At 67.6% G+C, this 15,111-nt stretch carries 13 protein-coding genes and 1 tRNA gene; 9 read left to right on the forward strand and 5 right to left on the reverse strand.

What is annotated here, in order from left to right:
- The first annotated feature begins 390 nt into the window (after positions 1-390).
- Genes AKJ09_RS14850 through AKJ09_RS14875 form a run of 6 tightly spaced genes read left to right on the forward strand, consistent with a single transcriptional unit; the run spans position 391 to position 7,151 of the window.
- The gene (locus tag AKJ09_RS14850; protein WP_146647856.1) at positions 391-1,656 is read left to right on the forward strand and encodes an efflux RND transporter periplasmic adaptor subunit; all 1,266 of its coding nucleotides are present in this window, start codon (positions 391-393) and stop codon (positions 1,654-1,656) included.
- Positions 1,653-2,372: an ABC transporter ATP-binding protein gene (locus tag AKJ09_RS14855; protein ID WP_146647857.1), complete on the forward strand. Its 720-nt coding sequence runs from the start codon at positions 1,653-1,655 to the stop codon at positions 2,370-2,372. Before AKJ09_RS14850 ends, AKJ09_RS14855 begins: the two co-directional genes overlap by 4 nt.
- A 10-nt stretch (positions 2,373-2,382) precedes the next feature.
- A complete protein-coding gene (locus AKJ09_RS14860; RefSeq protein ID WP_240488482.1) occupies positions 2,383-3,567 on the forward strand; it encodes an ABC transporter permease in 1,185 nt (394 codons plus the stop codon).
- The gene (locus tag AKJ09_RS14865; protein WP_146647859.1) at positions 3,560-5,110 is read left to right on the forward strand and encodes a TolC family protein; all 1,551 of its coding nucleotides are present in this window, start codon (positions 3,560-3,562) and stop codon (positions 5,108-5,110) included. Before AKJ09_RS14860 ends, AKJ09_RS14865 begins: the two co-directional genes overlap by 8 nt.
- A 29-nt stretch (positions 5,111-5,139) precedes the next feature.
- The gene (locus AKJ09_RS14870; protein WP_146647860.1) at positions 5,140-5,832 is read left to right on the forward strand and encodes a response regulator transcription factor; all 693 of its coding nucleotides are present in this window, start codon (positions 5,140-5,142) and stop codon (positions 5,830-5,832) included.
- Complete coding sequence (locus tag AKJ09_RS14875) at positions 5,829-7,151, forward strand: sensor histidine kinase (protein ID WP_146647861.1); 1,323 nt, start codon at positions 5,829-5,831, stop codon at positions 7,149-7,151. The genes AKJ09_RS14870 and AKJ09_RS14875 overlap by 4 nt, the downstream gene beginning before the upstream one ends.
- Positions 7,152-7,172: 21 nt before the next feature.
- Here the strand turns inward: AKJ09_RS14875 and proB are convergent, their stop codons facing one another.
- From proB to AKJ09_RS14890, 3 genes are read right to left on the reverse strand one after another with little or no spacing between them, the layout of a single operon-like run.
- A complete protein-coding gene (gene proB / locus AKJ09_RS14880; RefSeq protein WP_146647862.1) occupies positions 7,173-8,255 on the reverse strand; it encodes a glutamate 5-kinase in 1,083 nt (360 codons plus the stop codon).
- On the reverse strand, positions 8,252-8,908 hold the full coding sequence (locus tag AKJ09_RS14885; RefSeq protein WP_146647863.1) for an RND transporter family protein: 657 nt from the start codon (positions 8,906-8,908) through the stop codon (positions 8,252-8,254). Before AKJ09_RS14885 ends, proB begins: the two co-directional genes overlap by 4 nt.
- Positions 8,909-8,955: 47 nt before the next feature.
- Positions 8,956-9,846 carry a P-loop NTPase family protein gene (locus AKJ09_RS14890; protein ID WP_146647864.1) on the reverse strand — a complete coding sequence of 297 codons (891 nt, stop codon included), beginning with the start codon at positions 9,844-9,846 and terminating at the stop codon, positions 8,956-8,958.
- Between the two features lie 73 nt (positions 9,847-9,919).
- Here AKJ09_RS14890 and AKJ09_RS14895 point away from each other — a divergent pair, with 73 nt between their 5' ends.
- From AKJ09_RS14895 to AKJ09_RS14905, 3 genes are all read left to right on the forward strand, one after another.
- Positions 9,920-12,202, forward strand: coding sequence for a sigma 54-interacting transcriptional regulator (locus AKJ09_RS14895; RefSeq protein ID WP_146647865.1), 2,283 nt, complete (start codon positions 9,920-9,922; stop codon positions 12,200-12,202).
- A 26-nt stretch (positions 12,203-12,228) separates the two neighbouring features.
- Positions 12,229-13,098, forward strand: coding sequence for a hypothetical protein (locus tag AKJ09_RS14900; protein WP_146647866.1), 870 nt, complete (start codon positions 12,229-12,231; stop codon positions 13,096-13,098).
- A 68-nt stretch (positions 13,099-13,166) separates the two neighbouring features.
- Positions 13,167-13,253: transfer RNA gene (locus AKJ09_RS14905), tRNA-Ser, on the forward strand.
- 316 nt (positions 13,254-13,569) lie between these two features.
- On the opposite strand, the gene AKJ09_RS14910 is transcribed toward AKJ09_RS14905, so the two are convergent.
- Entirely contained in the window at positions 13,570-14,127 is a 558-nt protein-coding gene (locus AKJ09_RS14910) for a hypothetical protein (protein ID WP_146647867.1), read from the reverse strand.
- 309 nt (positions 14,128-14,436) lie between these two features.
- Positions 14,437-15,000: a sugar O-acetyltransferase gene (locus tag AKJ09_RS55940; protein ID WP_146647868.1), complete on the reverse strand. Its 564-nt coding sequence runs from the start codon at positions 14,998-15,000 to the stop codon at positions 14,437-14,439.
- Positions 15,001-15,111 lie beyond the last annotated feature (111 nt).

The raw sequence follows: 15,111 nt of genomic DNA on the forward strand, positions 1-15,111 counted from the left end.
CAGGAGACCGACGGACAGTTTGTCATTGTCGGCAACCGCATCGTTCGCAGCCCGCGACCACGGCTCTCGCCCCTCGACCTCTGCGTCTTTGCGTCTTTGCGCGAGAATGCTCCATCAGCCGATGCCGCCAGACAAGCGCGTCCGAAGGCTCGCGTCACGGACCTGCCGACCACCGTTCGATGCACCAAGGAGACGGCATAGGGCGTTCGCAAACCGCTAAATTTATGGGGAACCGCGCCTGAACCGGAGTGCAGGAAGCCCAGCTCGCTGGACGGAGTCCACGAAGGTCCAAGAGGACTAGGCGAAGGACGGCTCGGCGAAGGCCGAGCTTGAAACACTCTGCAACATTGGTGATAGAAAGGCGCAACGTCGCATCGCCAGCATGGTCTGGTGAAAAGCGAGATCGCGACGGATGACGTTGCACGAACGCTCGGTGTAGGAGCACATGGCGCGCGCAGCCGATGGCTGCGAAGGTCGAAGTGGTGGCTGATCGCGGGTGGCGTCGTCGTCATGGGCGTCGTGGCGGTTCGGTTCGTCGCGGCCCGCGCCGGGCGACGTGATGTTCCGCGCTACCTGACCGCCCACGCAACGCGAGGCGATCTCCGCGTGACCGTCTCGGCGACGGGAACGCTCGCTGCGCTGGGTGCCGTCGAGGTGGGCTCCGAAGTGTCGGGGCGCGTTCAGAACGTCTACGTCGACTACAACCAAAAGGTCACGAAGGGTCAGGTCCTCGCCGAGATCGACCCGGTGCAGCTCAAGGCCGAGGCCACGCAAGCAGGCGCTCAGCTCGCCGCGAATCAGGCCGCGATCCAGACGGCGATGGCCACGCTCACCGAGACCACGCAGTCTCTGAAGCGTGCTGAAGCACAAGCCACCGACGGGCTCGTTGCCGCCAAAGACGTGGAGGCCGCGAGGGCGGCATTCTCACGCGCCGAAGCCTCCGTTGCGAGCGCGAAGGCGCAGGCGTCACTCGCGTCGGCGACGGTGAGCTCCTCGGCCTGGAAGCTCACGAAGGCGAAGATCGTCTCGCCGATCGACGGCGTCGTGCTCTCACGATCCGTCGAGCCAGGGCAGACCGTCGCCGCCACATTCCAGACGCCCATCTTGTTCAAGCTCTCCACCGACCTCGGTGCGCTCGAGCTGAACGTGCAGATCGACGAGTCCGACGTGGGGCGCGTGCGCGAGGGTCTCGAGGCCGATTTCCGCGTCGACGCTTACCCGGATCGCGTCTTCAAGTCCCGCGTTCGCGCCGTGCGCAACGAGGCCAAGACGTCGTCGAACGTCGTCTACTACGAGGCCATTCTCACGGTGGACAACGCCGACCACCTCCTGCGCCCGGGCATGACGGCAACGGCCACGATCACGAGCGAGCTGCATTCGAACGTGCTGCTCGTTCCAAACGTGGCGCTGCGCTTCGAACCGCCGACGAAGTCGGGACCGCCGGGTCCTCCCGGAGCCGGAGCCGCCGCCGCGCCCGCGAGCGCTCCCCTGGCGAAGGGCAAGAAGCGCCTCTACACGCTCGGCCCCGACGGTAGGACGCTGGCACCGCTCGAGGTCACGCCGGGCGCGACGGACGGCACGAACACCGAGCTCACCGAAGCACCGATCAAAGAGGGCACGACGGTCGTCACCGACGTCGAAGAGGTGGTGCCGTGACGACGGCGCTCGCACCCGTCGTCGCTCTCCGGGGCGTCGAACGCGTCTACGGCAAAGGCGACGCAACGGTGCATGCACTCCGCGGCGTCGACTTCGACATCCACGACGGCGAGTTCGTCGCCGTGATGGGCACGAGCGGCTCGGGCAAGAGCACGTGCATGAACATCCTCGGCTGTCTCGACGTACCGACGGGCGGGAACTACTTCTTTCGCGGCGTCGACGTGGGCTCGCTCGACGACGATCAGCTCGCGCTGCTTCGCCGCCACTATCTCGGCTTCGTCTTCCAAGGCTTCAACCTCCTCAAGCGAACGTCGGCCCTGCAAAACGTGGAGCTCCCGCTCGTCTACCGCCGCGTACCTCGCAAAGAGCGCCGTGAGCGTGCGCGCGAGGCCCTTCGCATCGTGGGGCTCGCCGATCGCGAAGACCACACCCCCGCCGAGCTCTCCGGCGGTCAGCAGCAGCGCGTCGCCATCGCACGCGCCATCGTCTCCGATCCGCTTCTCCTCCTGGCCGACGAGCCCACGGGAAACCTCGACGAGGCGCGCAAGCAGGACATCATCGGCTTGCTCCAGCAGCTCAATCGCGAGCGCGGCATCACCATCGTCATGGTCACGCACGAGTCGGACATGGCGGCGCACGCGAGCCGCATCCTCGAGTTCCGCGACGGCCGCATGGTGCGCGACTCCACGAGCCCTGGTGGGATCCATGCTGCTTAGCGCGGTTCTCATGGCGCTCTCCGAGATCCGCCGCAACGCGGGTCGGTCGCTCCTCACCGCGCTCGGCATCGTCATCGGCGTCGCCGCCGTCATCGCCACGGTCACGCTCGGCGACTCGGCCACCGCCAAGGTGAAGAACGACGTCGCGGCGCTCGGCAACAACATGTTGATCCTCATGCCGGGCAACATGCGCCGCGGAGCCGTCGCCGCATCGGCCAAGCCCCTCGAGCTCGCCGACGTCACCGCCATCCAGCGCGAGATCTCGGGGCTCACCGCCGTGGCGCCGAGCGGCTCGCGCAGCGAACTCATCGTCTACGGCAACAAGAACCACACGTCCTCGGTCACGGGATCGACGAACGCGTTCTTCGATATCCGCGGATGGACGATGGCCTCGGGACGCAAGTTCAACGACCTCGAGCAGCTCAGCGGGTCAGCGTCGTGCGTCATCGGCGCGACGACGAAGAAGGAGCTCTTCGGCTCGACCAATCCGCTCGACGCGTCGATCCGCGTGGGGAAGATGTCCTGCACGGTCATCGGCGTCACCGCGTCGAAAGGCCAGTCGGCGATGGGGCAGGACCAGGACGACTTCGTCTTGATCCCGATGTCCACCTTCCAGCGGCGCATCTCCGGCTCGAAAGACGTCGACTCCATCTTGATGTCGGTGAATCCGAAGCGCTCGACCACCGCCGTCGTTCGCCAGGTGCAGTCGCTCATGCGCGAGCGGCGTCGCATCCAGCCCGGCGCCGAAGACGACTTCGACGCGCGCGACATGAAGGAGATCGCCGACACGCTCTCCACGGTAACCGGCACGCTCACCATGCTGCTCGCCGGCATCGCGGCGGTGAGCCTCCTCGTCGGCGGCATCGGTATCATGAACATCATGCTCGTGTCGGTGACCGAGCGAACGCGTGAGATCGGTATTCGTCTCGCCGTCGGAGCGCGCGCCATCGAGGTGCTCACGCACTTCCTCGTCGAGTCGGCCGTGCTCTCGCTGTTCGGCGGAGTCATCGGCATCGGCATCGGCCTCGGCGGCTCCTACGCCGCAACGCGCGCCTTCCACCTCCCCTTCTCGTTCTCGCCATCGGTCGTCGCGCTCGCCTTCGGGTTCTCGGCCACGGTCGGCATCGTCTTCGGCTTCTTGCCCGCGCGCCGCGCGGCTCGACTCAAACCCACGGAAGCCCTTCGTCATGAGTAACCTACCTTCCCGTTTCGCGACGGCATGCGTGGCCGCCGTTCTCGCACTCTTCGCGGCGCGCAATGCACGAGCCGAGGTCTTGAGCCCGGGCGGCGCCATCGAAGAGGCCATGGGCAAGAACCCGAGCTTGCGCGCCGCCGTCGAAGACGTGGCCGCCGCCCGTGCACTCGCCGACAGCGAATCGGCTCGCTACGACCCCACGCTCACGCTGAAGCTCGGCGCCACGCGCACGAAGAATCCCTCGCTCGCGACCTCGGGCGGTGTCCTCGTGGGATCGAACCAGATTTACGAAGCCGAGGCCACGCTGAGCAAGACGCTCGAGCTCGGCACCCAACTCTCGGCGACGGTGGGCACCTCGGCATCGCGCTCTGCGTCACCGATCTTCCTTGGGTCCGCGCAAACGGGCACGCAGCCCCTCGTGTTGACGCTCGGCCCCGGATACCTCTTCTCGGCGAAGCTCGGTGTCACGCAGCCGCTTCTGCGCGGCGCAGGCAAGGACGTGACGCTCGCTCCCTATCGGCAGGCGGTCGCCCAGCAGAGTGCGTCGCAGCTCGAACGGGATCGCAAGGCCAGCGCACTCGCGCGTGACGTGCTCGTTGCGTACTGGGAGCTCTGGTACGCGACGAAGGCCGTCGAAGTCGACCGGCTCGCTCGCGACACGGCGAAGGCCGCGCGCGACGACGCGATGGCACGCATGCGTACGGGTTCGCTCGCACGAGCCGACGTGCTCACGTTCGATACGCAGCTCGCGACGAAAGAAGAGACGCTTGCGCAGACCGAGCTCGATCGGAACACGCGCGTCAGCGATCTCGGTCGCCTCCTCGGACGTGAGGCCGGCGCGAATCTCGAGGTCTCCGAGGCAGAGCCGCCGAGCACGAACGAAGTGCCCGCCGAGATCACCAACCGCGCGATCGCGAATTCGCCCGAAATTGCGGTAAAGCAGGCCTCCGTTGCGGTGGCCGAAGTCCAGGAGCGTAGCGCCGCCGACGCGTATCGCCCGAGGCTCGACCTCGACGCCTACGTTCAATCGCAGGGCCTCGGCAACGACGATGTCGGCGCAGGCTTCTCGCAGTTCACCGGGTTCGGCGTCATCAGCGCGCACGTCGGCCTGACCTTGGAGCTCCCCCTCACTGATACCCGCAGGCGCAACGAGGCCAATCGCGCGCATGCCGCGACCGAGAGTGCGCGAAACGACCTCGATGCCGCGCGCCAGTCGGTCTCGAGCGACGTCGCGGTCTCCGCGCAGAAGCGCGACGTTGCTCGCCGGCGCATCGACCTCGCCACGCAGAGCGCCACGTTCGCCGAGGACCAGCTCGCCGCGCAGAAGGCTCTCTTCACGAGCGGAAGCTCGACCGCCCTCCAGGTCATCCAGGCGCAAGACGCCGTTCAGTCGGCGAGCAAGCGCCTCGCGCGGGCCCGGGCCGACCTCGTGCAGGCGCACCTGGCCCTCTCGCATCTCGTCGGCGGGCTCCTCAGTACCGTCCACGCCTCGGCTCCGAACACGCGCCCCAACGCGTCCATCGCGGCGCTCGGCAAGTTCTGAGTTGCTAAGGTTCACGAGCGGAGAATGAGATGACGCCTTCGGCCACCGTCCTACTCGTCGAAGACGATGAGCGCCTTGCCACCTTCACCGCGCAGTACCTGAGCGAGCGTGGCTTGTTGGTCGTGCACGCGGCGGACGGCGACCTGGCGCTTCGCGAATTCCAGAAGCGTACGTTCGACGTGGTGGTGCTCGACGTGATGCTTCCGAATCGCGACGGGCTGACGGTCTGCAAGACCATCCGACAGACATCCGACGTACCGATCCTCCTCGTGACCGCACGTGGCGAGGAGACGGATCGCGTGCTCGGCCTCGAGCTCGGCGCCGACGACTACGTGGTCAAGCCCTTCTCCCCCCGTGAGCTCCTGGCGCGCGTGACGGCGTTCGTTCGGCGTCATCGAGGCGAGCTTCTGCCGAAGACGAGCGAGCTGCGCGTCGGCCGTCTCGTCGCTGCGCGCTCCACCATGACGGCATCACTCGATGGCGAGGCTCTCACGCTTTCACCCACCGAGTTCCAGCTTCTCTTGCGGTTCATGGAGCGACCCGGTCGTGTGCTCTCGCGCGATCAGCTGCTCGAGCTCGTGAAAGGCAGCGCGGACGAAGCGTTCGATCGGGCGATCGACGTCCAAGTGTCGCGCCTCCGGCAGAAGCTCGGCGACGACGGCGCGGGACTCATCAAGACCATCCGCGGTGTGGGTTACATGCTGGTGGCGGATCCGAAATGACGTTGCCCTCGTTCCTTCGTCCGCGCCTCCTCGCGCGCGTGATCCTGAACGGCGTGCTCCTTCTGGTCGTCAGCGCCGTCGGCTTCATCTTCATCGCCTCCGTGCTCCTCGGCGACGACGCGCGGCGAGCCGAGCGGGCCATGGCGAAGTGGTACGCCAGCGAGGCGTGTGAGGCTTATGCGCGCGCCGGTGCCGAAGGCGGCATCGCGAAGTTCCCCATCGTCTTCGGGCTCTACACGAAGGACGGCGAGGAGCTGGCAACGTCCACCTCGCAGCCGCTCGTGCAGCCTTCGATCTCGGAGCTTCGAACGGCACGCCAGAGCGGGCCGACGCCGATCGAGTCGAGCAAGCAGATCGTTGTCGCGTGCCCCGACGATTCGCAACGCTACGCCATCGTCGGCGGACCTCGTCATCCGCCTCCCATCCTGCGCCTGGCGATCGCCGTCATGGCGGTCGTGTTGCTCGTGGCGGTGGCCTCGATTCCGCTGGCGCGCTCGCTCGTCAAACCGCTCCGCGAGCTCGTGGGAACGGCCACCCGCTTCGGCGAAGGTGATCTCGCGGCGCGCGCCTCCGTACGGCGGTCCGACGAGATCGGAGACCTCGCCACCGCCTTCAACCTGATGGCGGCCAAGCTCGAGGAGCGTCTGCTCGCCGAGAAGGAGATGCTGGCCAACGTCTCGCACGAGCTGCGAACGCCGCTCGCCCGCGCGCGCGTCGTGCTCGAGACCGCCAAGGAAGATCCGGCGCGCTCCGCTTCGCTGCTTCGCGAGATCTCGCACGATCTCTCCGATCTCGAACGCCTCACCGACGACGTTCTCGCCACGATCCGCCTCGATTTCGAGGGAGCGGCATCGCGAGGTCTTCGCCTCCGTCCCGAAGATGTCGACCTCCCCGACGTGGTCCGTCACTCCATCGCACGCATCGTCGAGGCCCATCCCGATCGCGACGTGGAGCTCGACGCGCCCGAGGCGGTGCCTTCGCTACGCGGCGATCCGGCCCTGCTACTCCGCCTCTTCGACAATCTGCTCGACAACGCGCGCAAGTACTCCTCGGGAACCGTCTCCGTCCACGTTCGCGAGGAGCGACGCGAGCTCGTGGTGGAGATTCGCGACCGAGGGATCGGCATCGAGCAATCCGACCTCGAGCGCATCTTCGAGCCTTTTTTCCGGACCGATCGCAGCCGTCAGCGTGCCACGGGCGGTACGGGCCTCGGGCTCGCGCTGTGCCGCCGCATCGTCGACGTGCATCGAGGTACGATCGCCGCCTCGAGCAGCGGCGGCGAGGGCACGACGGTCATCGTGCGCTTGCCGCTCGCCTGACGCTCACGCTCACGCTCACGCTCACCAGACGACGAGCTCGTCGCGGTGGACGAGCACGGCGTTCTCTTCGTTCTCGTCCTTCTTGCCCGCCCGCACCACGGCCTCGGTCGAGGCGCACCGGGCGAGGCCACGTCCGAGCTCGTTGCCATCGGGGGCGAGCAGCCGAACCGAGTCGCCGGTCCGAAACTCCCCACGAACACCGAGCACACCGACGCCGAGCACGCTTCGGCCTTTGCTGCGCACGGCTTCCGCGGCGCCGGCGTCGAGCCAGAGATCGCCGCGGGGGCGAAGCGTGAAGGCAATCCAGTGCTTCTTGGCAGGCAGGCGGCGCGCGCCGGCCACGAACACCGTGCCCTCGTCTTCGCCGCCGAAGATGCGGAGGAGAACGTCTTCACGGCGCGCGTCGGCGATGACCACGTGCGCACCGGCCAGCGTTGCGCGGCGCGCCGCTTCGATCTTGCTCGCCATGCCGCCCGTGCCGACGTCGCTCTTCTTCGCGCGAACCAGCGGCAAGGCTTCGGCGGCCACGTCGTGGATGACGCCGACACGCTTGCCCTGGCCGTCGAGCAGACCTTCGACGTCGGACAGGAGCACGAGAACGTCGGCGGCGACGAGCGGCGCGACCATGGCCGAGAGCTCGTCGTTGTCGCCGAACTTGATCTCCTCGACGGAGACCGAGTCGTTCTCGTTCAAGATGGGCACGCAGCCCGCGTCGAGCAGGGCCGACAGGGCATGACGCGCGTTGTTGGCGCGCGTGCGGTCGGCAAGGTCGGCGTGCGTGAGGAGCACCTGCGCGACGTTGATCGATACGCGACCGAACGCCTCTTCGTAGGCGCGCATGAGCAGGCTCTGGCCGGCCGCAGCAGCGGCCTGCAGGCGTGCCATCTCCTTCGGACGCGCACGATAGCCCAGTTTTTTCGTACCGAGCGCGATCGCGCCGCTCGAGACGATGACCACCTGCTTGCCCTCTTCGCGAAGCGCGCTGACGGCCTCGGCGAGGCGATCGTGAGCGCGGGGATCGCGAGCGAGCGAGCTCGAGCCGATCTTGACTACCACACGACGGGCCTTGCGGAGCGCCGCGCGAGGGTCACGTGCTTGGCTCATGCGCGGACGCTGGAGAGAACTTCGTCGAACGCGGCATCGAGTCGGCGAACGAGCCAGTCCGGCGCGTTGGCGATCGAGATGATGACGCCGTCGATGATCTGCGTGGTCTGATCACGCTGGTCGTCCGGGGAGAAGGGCTTGTCTTCGCGCGAGGCGCGCGCCTCGGTGGTGAGCGCGTAGAGCAGCGCTTGGTCGATGGCGCGACGAACACGGCGCGCCTCCTCGACGTCGATGCGGACCGAACGTGCCGTGCGCGCCGTCTCGAGGTAGCGCGAGAGCAGATGGCCGAGCACGAAGGTGCCGAGCGCCGAGCGAACCGGCGGAATCGCGCCGAGCGGGCCGAAACGACCGAGCACGCGCGTGACTGCGAACACCACGCCCTGCGAGAGCATGCCGCGCGGCCCTTCCGTGCCCGCAGGCTCCACCAGAACGGTGCGGGCCTCGGGCGCGAGCGAGAGACCATGGCGCGAGGCGAGCTCGTGGACGAGCGCTCCGCGAACGCGGCGCACGATGGCATCCGGAACCCACGGAAGCGGGACGATTCCCGAGGCAGCGCCGAGAATCGTGTACGTGCCCAGCCTTCCGCCACCGAGCGACGGGCGGCTCAGCGCTTCGCTTTGCTTCGGGGAGAGCTCAGTTTCGTCCGAGGACATGGCGACCGAGGATACCAGAACGAAAGGCCCTCGCTTCGAGCGATCGCTCAGGACAGCGCGCGAGACAGTGGGTACAGCTCCACGACCGTCACCTGCGCCTCCCCACAGAGGCCGAGGAGCTCCGCCGTGCTGTGGCCCTCACCAAGGTCGACGATGACCTGCGCGCCCTGGATTTCCAGGCCGATCCCGGTCGCGGCAAGGCGTTCGGCAAGCACGTCCAGGGGGCCCTGCATACGCGCGACGAACCGATGCGCTCGGGGCGCGAGATCGGCCGGTGCCCCCTTCGCTTCGAGGCGCGTCTGCCCGGCCTCGCCGCCGAGCACGAGCGCTTCGTCGGCGCCGAGCGTGAGCGGAGAGGTCAGTGGCAAGCGCGGGGCAAACACGATCCACGGCTTCTCTGTCATGGCCTCGACGAGCATGCGCCCCCACGTCAGGGCCACGTCTTCGGGAAGGCCACCGGTCGGGTCCTCGAGTACGAGCACCTCGGCGCCCGTGGCCATCGCGGCTGCGACGACCATCGCCCGACGCGCGTGAGGCGCGAGGCGTTCGAGTTTGTTCGACGCGGACGAGCCGAGCTGCAGGCGTTCGAGCGCCTGCGCGGCGAGTTTCTTCGCGTGGGCAGCGCCGTGACCGGCGAGCCGCGCGCTCCACGTCGCGTAGTCCATCACGGTCCACTTCGGCGGAAGCGGCGGGTCGAGGAGAGCCGAGGCCACGACGTTCTCCTGCACAGCCCGAAGTGGCGAGCGACCTCGCACCTCGAGCCGCCCTCGTGCCACCGGGAGAAGGCCACAGCTCGCCAGCAAGAGGGCTCGCGGTGCCCCGAGGACGAGGACGCGCTCACCGGCCGTCTCGAGCGCGAGGCCGTCGCACGCCGGAAAGCCTCCCTCGTCGATGCGGAGATCCTCGGCGACGAGCAACGCGGAAGGCGGCGTAGACACGCGCCCACGATAGCAGCTCACTGCGGCGACCGGTTTGACGGGGTCCCAAGAAGTGTCACATTCCCGGACACTCATGAGTTTGTCCGGAGATCGCGACCGAAAAACGCGTGCCTTGGCCCTGGCGCGAGCCCGCGAGGCGCTCGACGCAGGCGACTTTGCCCTCGGGCGTGCGCTGGCCGAGGAGGCCGTTCGGACCGCCGACGCTTCGATGAAGCCGTCGCGCGCCGAAGCCCGGCGTGTCCTCGCGCTCGCACTCCTCTACGACGACCGCGTCGAAGACGCCCAACGCCTCGCCGACGAGGCCATTCGCATCGCCCGCGCCGCGGGGTCGATCAAGCAGACGGCGCTCGCCGAGCTCGCCCTCGCCGAGGTCCTTCGCACGAAGGGCGATTACGTCCTCGGCTTGAAGCATGCCTCACGCGCCCGCAAGCTCGCCGAGCGCGAGGGTGATCCGATCACGTCCACCGTCGTTCTCTCGGACTACGCCACGCTGCTGGGTCGCCTCGGCGACGACGAGCGGGCGCGCGAAGTGTTCGACCATCTCGTGGGCGACGGCTCCGAGGACCAGGGCGCCGCGCCTCTCGAGGAGCTGCCTCGGAAAGAGGCGCTACGTGTCCTCTACAACGCAACCATGACCCACCGCGCGGCGGGGCGCTTCGACCTTGCCCTCCGCATCCTCGCGCGCGCCGACGCGCTGACGGGAGGCAAGCGCACGTGGCCGATCGTCTATGCACGCGCCCTCACGCTCTTGGACATGGGCGCCTACGAAGAGGTTCGGGCGCTGCTCGAACAAACGAGAGACGAAGACCTGCGTGGCGGGTGGCAACGCGCGCAGATGATCACGCTTCGCGCGAATCTCGCCATGCACACCGGCGCCCGCACCGAGGTCGTCGAGGCGCTCGTCACCGAGGGGCTCGCCATCGAAGGGCTCACACCGCCGCTCAAGTTCGGCCTCCAGCGCGTCCACGCGCACTGCCTGCTCCAGAAGGGCCAGTATCAGGAGGCCGAGCGCGTGGGCATCACGCTCATGGCCGGCGCGGCGAAGGGTGGAACGCGCGTGCAAGCGGCCCATTCGCTTGCGATCGCGGCGCGCGGCGGCGTGAGCGACGCCTGGCTCCTGCGCTGGCTCGGCGCGGTCGCGTGCTCGTCGGGCGGCGGCGCGGCTCGCATCGAACACGAGGCGCTCTCCGGCCTCGTCACCGAGCCCGAGCCCATCGGCCAGCTTGCGCGAAACATCCAGGCGACGTGCCGCGCGCGCATCCTCGCGCACACGCCGCCCGAGTATCGCAAGACGATGCTGCGCACGCTGCGCCTCGTCGAACAACGAACCGCCGCGCTGCGATTGACGAGGCGCGAGGAGACCGAGGCCGTCGTGACCGACGAGATCGCGAAGGTCAAGGACGAGGTCGGTATCGCGGGCGGCTCGCCGGCCATCATGCGCGCCGTTTCCACCACCGCACGTGCGGCGAAGTCCAACGCGAACCTCGTGCTCACCGGTGAAACAGGCTCCGGCAAGGAGCTCTTTGCACGGCTCGCGCATCGTCTCTCGCCCGGTTCGCGCAATCCCTTCGTGGCCGTGAACTGCGCGGCGATCCCTCAACCTCTCCTCGAAGCCGAGCTCTTCGGACACGAGCGCGGCGCATTCACCGGCGCCGAGCGCTCACGACGTGGCCTCTTCGTCGAGGCCGAAGGCGGCACGCTGTTCCTCGACGAGGTCGGTGAGATGAGCGCGGCGATGCAGGCAAAGCTGCTGCGTGTCCTCGAAGACGGCGAGATCCGCGCCGTCGGCGGCGTGAAGTCACGCAAGGTCAATGTGCGCGTCGTGGCCGCCACGCACCGCGACCTCGCGCAGATGGTTGCAGAACGCACGTTTCGCGAAGACCTGTATTATCGCCTCGCGGCCATCACCGTACGCATTCCCGCACTTCGCGAGCGAGCCGAAGACTTGCCGGCCATCGCACGCGCAATCCTCGCCCGCGAGCCGGCGACCAAGAATCACCGCCTCGACGTCCCTGGCCTCGCCGTCCTCGCCGAACACGCCTGGCCAGGCAACGTGCGAGAGCTCTCCAACGTGCTGCGCGTCGCGGCAGCGATGGCCGAGGGGACCGTCATCGGTCGCCCCGCGATGATGACGGCGCTCGACTCCTCCATTTCGGCACGAGGTAGGGCCAAGGCGCCCACCGAGGCCGGACCGAACCTGCGCGAGACCACGCTGGCCGCGCTTCGGGCTCGTCATCGCAACGAGGTTCGCGAGCTGGTCGGCCGCGCCATCGCGAGCGCCGACGGCAACAAGCTCAAAGCCGCGCGGTCGCTCGGCGTGAGCAGGCAGGGTCTGTACCGCGTGCTGGAGTCATGAGGTAAGCTGGAGGCCGGAGGCAGTTCATGCGCGCTCGGACATTCCCCTTCCTTCCGTCATCGCGCCTGTCCCTGCCGGCCCGCGCCCTTGCGCTGACGTCAGTTGCTTCGCTGCTCGTCTTCGCAGGCTGCGCGAACGACGGCGACACGCAGGTCATGGCGCCCGTCGTCCTCGGCATGCTCGACACTGCAGGGCCGACCTACGACGACGGTCAGGTCCAGATGTACCAGGTGCAGAAGAGTGTCGAGCTCCCCATGCGCCAGCCCACGGGCGACGAGCGTCCCAAGGGCCAGTCGGATCCCTACGCGCGACCTCCGTTCAACCTCGCCTCGGACACACGCATCACCGTGCGCTTCACACTCACGAACCTCGACGAGACGCAGCACTCGCTCGAGTTGCTCGTGGACCCGTGGAACGAGTTCGTGCGCTACGTCCCAGGCCTCACCACGGACAGCGAAGACGAGGCCGAGCCGAACTTCAGCGGCATCGATCGCTTCTACATCCTGCCGCCCAAGGGTCGCATCGAGGGCATCCTCACCCCGGACGACATGGTCGAGCTCGCCACCGACCTCGGCACGGCCATGAAGCTCCAGAAGACCCCTCCGGCGGCAGACAGCGCCTTCGGCGGGCCCGTCCTCTACAACCGCGCCTTCAACGTCCAGAACCGCTCCAGCGAGCCCGATCCGGTCCTCGCCCCGTACATCCCCAAGGTCGTCGCCGGCCTCGTAGGCTTCGATCTGGGTCTGCGCACGTACGAGCCCGCGAAGATCGCCGTGGAGATCGTGGTCGACGTCCAAGACGTCAACGGCGAGCGCGTGGTGAAGCCGGGCGACAGCGACAAGAGCATCGGACGGCCCGGCGGAACCCTCACTCCCCCCGCAGCAGCGCGACAGTAAACGCGAAATCGTCACCGAATGACGCTCGCTGCTTGACAGAAGGGTCCAGATCGAGGACCTTGCGCGGCGGAGAGCTGTCCGAGTGGCCGAAGGAGCCTGATTCGAAATCAGGTGTACGTGCAAGCGTACCAAGGGTTCGAATCCCTTGCTCTCCGCTAAGACTCTCGAGAGTCTCGTTCGAGGGGGGAGCTGCGCTGCCCCCCTCGAGCTCCCCCACGCGGAGCACCGCGGGTTCGGGGAGCGGAGCGAACAGACAACGCGGCCGCTTCTTTGGAAGTGGGTCGCGTTTCGCATTTGGGGCCAAGCCTTCGAGCTCCCCCACGCGGAGCACCGCGGGACCAGAGGGAACGCGACAGATGACGCGACCGCTTCCAAAGGAAGTTGGTCGCGTTTCGCATTTGAGCCGCGCGAATCTGTCATGCGAGATGCTGTCGGCCATCGAATGCATCATGCACACGAACGGCTGAGGGGTCAGCGAACGTGGATGGGCACGAGGCGCGTGCGCTCGCCGCCTAGCTCGCCGAGGAAAACTTCGATCGCATACGGGCCCGGCGACATCTTTGCTCGTTCGGGCTTTGCAGACGGGCCGCTGCCGACCCAGCGATCGTAGCTGGCAGACGCGGGAAGGCGGAGCTCCATCGTGCCGCTGGGAGCGAGTTCGAAGAACGCTTCGTCATTGTACGGACCCGACGCGTGAACGGCATCGGGGAACGGCTGGCCGTTCGACTGGACCAGGCGCGTCCAGAGATGGCGGTTCACGACGCGATAGACGGCAGCTTCGGGGCCGGAGTTGGTGACGCGGACGATCACGACCGTGTCTTCACCAGACGCGAGCTCCGCTCGGTCGGCCGTTACCTCTATCTTCGGCCGAGACTTCTCGTTTGGATGTGGAAGGCCGCACGACTGGCCTGCACGAACCGACAGTCCGCCGTCGTAGACGCGATACTCGCTCTCGTTGCACGCGCATGCCGACAGCTCCGCGTCGAGAGTGAGGAGCTCGCCACGACAGGCCTCCGCGATAGGAACCATGCGGGCTGGCGGTGCCTCGAGTCGTCGCGGTTGGGCGGCGGTGGTCCCGCCCTGCCTGAGCGAGGGCGACGGCGTAGCTATCGCCTTTGCCTCTGGCTCGGAAGATGTCGCCCCACTTGCGCAGCCGGTCAACATCCCAAGGACGAACAAGGATTTCACCGCGTGTGCCATCACGCGATCATGGCACAGGCGCTAGGCCACGGTCCGAGAGGTGGCGGCGCGGCGAGAGCCGACGAGGACTCCGAGCAGTCCGCCGAAAAAGCCCACCGCGAGCGCGAACACGAACGCTCGCGAATGACGCGCGAATCGTCACGTGCCTTCGGTGATCTCGCGAATCACGCGGCACGGATTGCCGGCAGCGAAGACTCCGTCGGGGACGTCGCGCGTGACCACGCTGCCAGCGCCGATGACGGCACGTGAGCCGATGGTCACGCCGGGCAGGATGATGGCGCCACCTCCGACCCAGACGTCAGAGCCAATCGTAACGGCCTTGCCGAACTCCTTGCCGCGACGAGCCACGGCTTCGAAAGGGTGCAGAGGCGTATAGATCTGCACGGCCGGTCCGAAGAGCGTGAAGCTCCCGATGCGCACGGGGCAAACGTCGAGCACCACGCAGTTGAAGTTGAAGTAGACACGCTCGCCGAGCTCGATGTTCGTGCCGTAGTCGCAAAAGAAGGGCGGCTGCATCCACACGGAATCGCCGCCTGCGCCGAACAAGCTGCGGAGGATCGCGCGGCGCACGTCCCGATCGCTCTCACGCGTGGCGTTGAGCGTCTGGCACAAGTCACGTGCGTGATCGCGTGCGGCGACCAGCTCGAGATCCATGGCGTCGTACAGCTCGCCTGCAATCATCTTCTCGCGCTCGGAGTTCATGGGCCACCTCTCGAATCCGTGGCCCATGCCAAATGCAGACCAGGCGTCGAGGCTCATCCAACCGCTATCGCGTTCTACGACACCGCCATTCTTGCGCTCGCGCTGAACCCG

Source organism: Labilithrix luteola (genome assembly GCF_001263205.1).
Taxonomy (GTDB): domain Bacteria; phylum Myxococcota_A; class Polyangia; order Polyangiales; family Polyangiaceae; genus Labilithrix; species Labilithrix luteola.

What these genes read in the sequence shown, in the direction of transcription:
- AKJ09_RS14860 (WP_240488482.1), top strand. Translation starts at nt 2,383, where the DNA reads ATGGCGCTCTCCGAGATCCGCCGCAACGCGGGTCGGTCGCTCCTCACC.
- AKJ09_RS14865 (WP_146647859.1), top strand. Translation starts at nt 3,560, where the DNA reads ATGAGTAACCTACCTTCCCGTTTCGCGACGGCATGCGTGGCCGCCGTT.
- AKJ09_RS14870 (WP_146647860.1), top strand. Translation starts at nt 5,140, where the DNA reads ATGACGCCTTCGGCCACCGTCCTACTCGTCGAAGACGATGAGCGCCTT.
- AKJ09_RS14875 (WP_146647861.1), top strand. Translation starts at nt 5,829, where the DNA reads ATGACGTTGCCCTCGTTCCTTCGTCCGCGCCTCCTCGCGCGCGTGATC.
- proB (WP_146647862.1), bottom strand. Translation starts at nt 8,255, where the DNA reads ATGAGCCAAGCACGTGACCCTCGCGCGGCGCTCCGCAAGGCCCGTCGT.
- AKJ09_RS14885 (WP_146647863.1), bottom strand. Translation starts at nt 8,908, where the DNA reads ATGTCCTCGGACGAAACTGAGCTCTCCCCGAAGCAAAGCGAAGCGCTG.
- AKJ09_RS14895 (WP_146647865.1), top strand. Translation starts at nt 9,920, where the DNA reads ATGAGTTTGTCCGGAGATCGCGACCGAAAAACGCGTGCCTTGGCCCTG.
- AKJ09_RS14900 (WP_146647866.1), top strand. Translation starts at nt 12,229, where the DNA reads ATGCGCGCTCGGACATTCCCCTTCCTTCCGTCATCGCGCCTGTCCCTG.
- AKJ09_RS14910 (WP_146647867.1), bottom strand. Translation starts at nt 14,127, where the DNA reads ATGGTTCCTATCGCGGAGGCCTGTCGTGGCGAGCTCCTCACTCTCGAC.
- AKJ09_RS55940 (WP_146647868.1), bottom strand. Translation starts at nt 15,000, where the DNA reads ATGAACTCCGAGCGCGAGAAGATGATTGCAGGCGAGCTGTACGACGCC.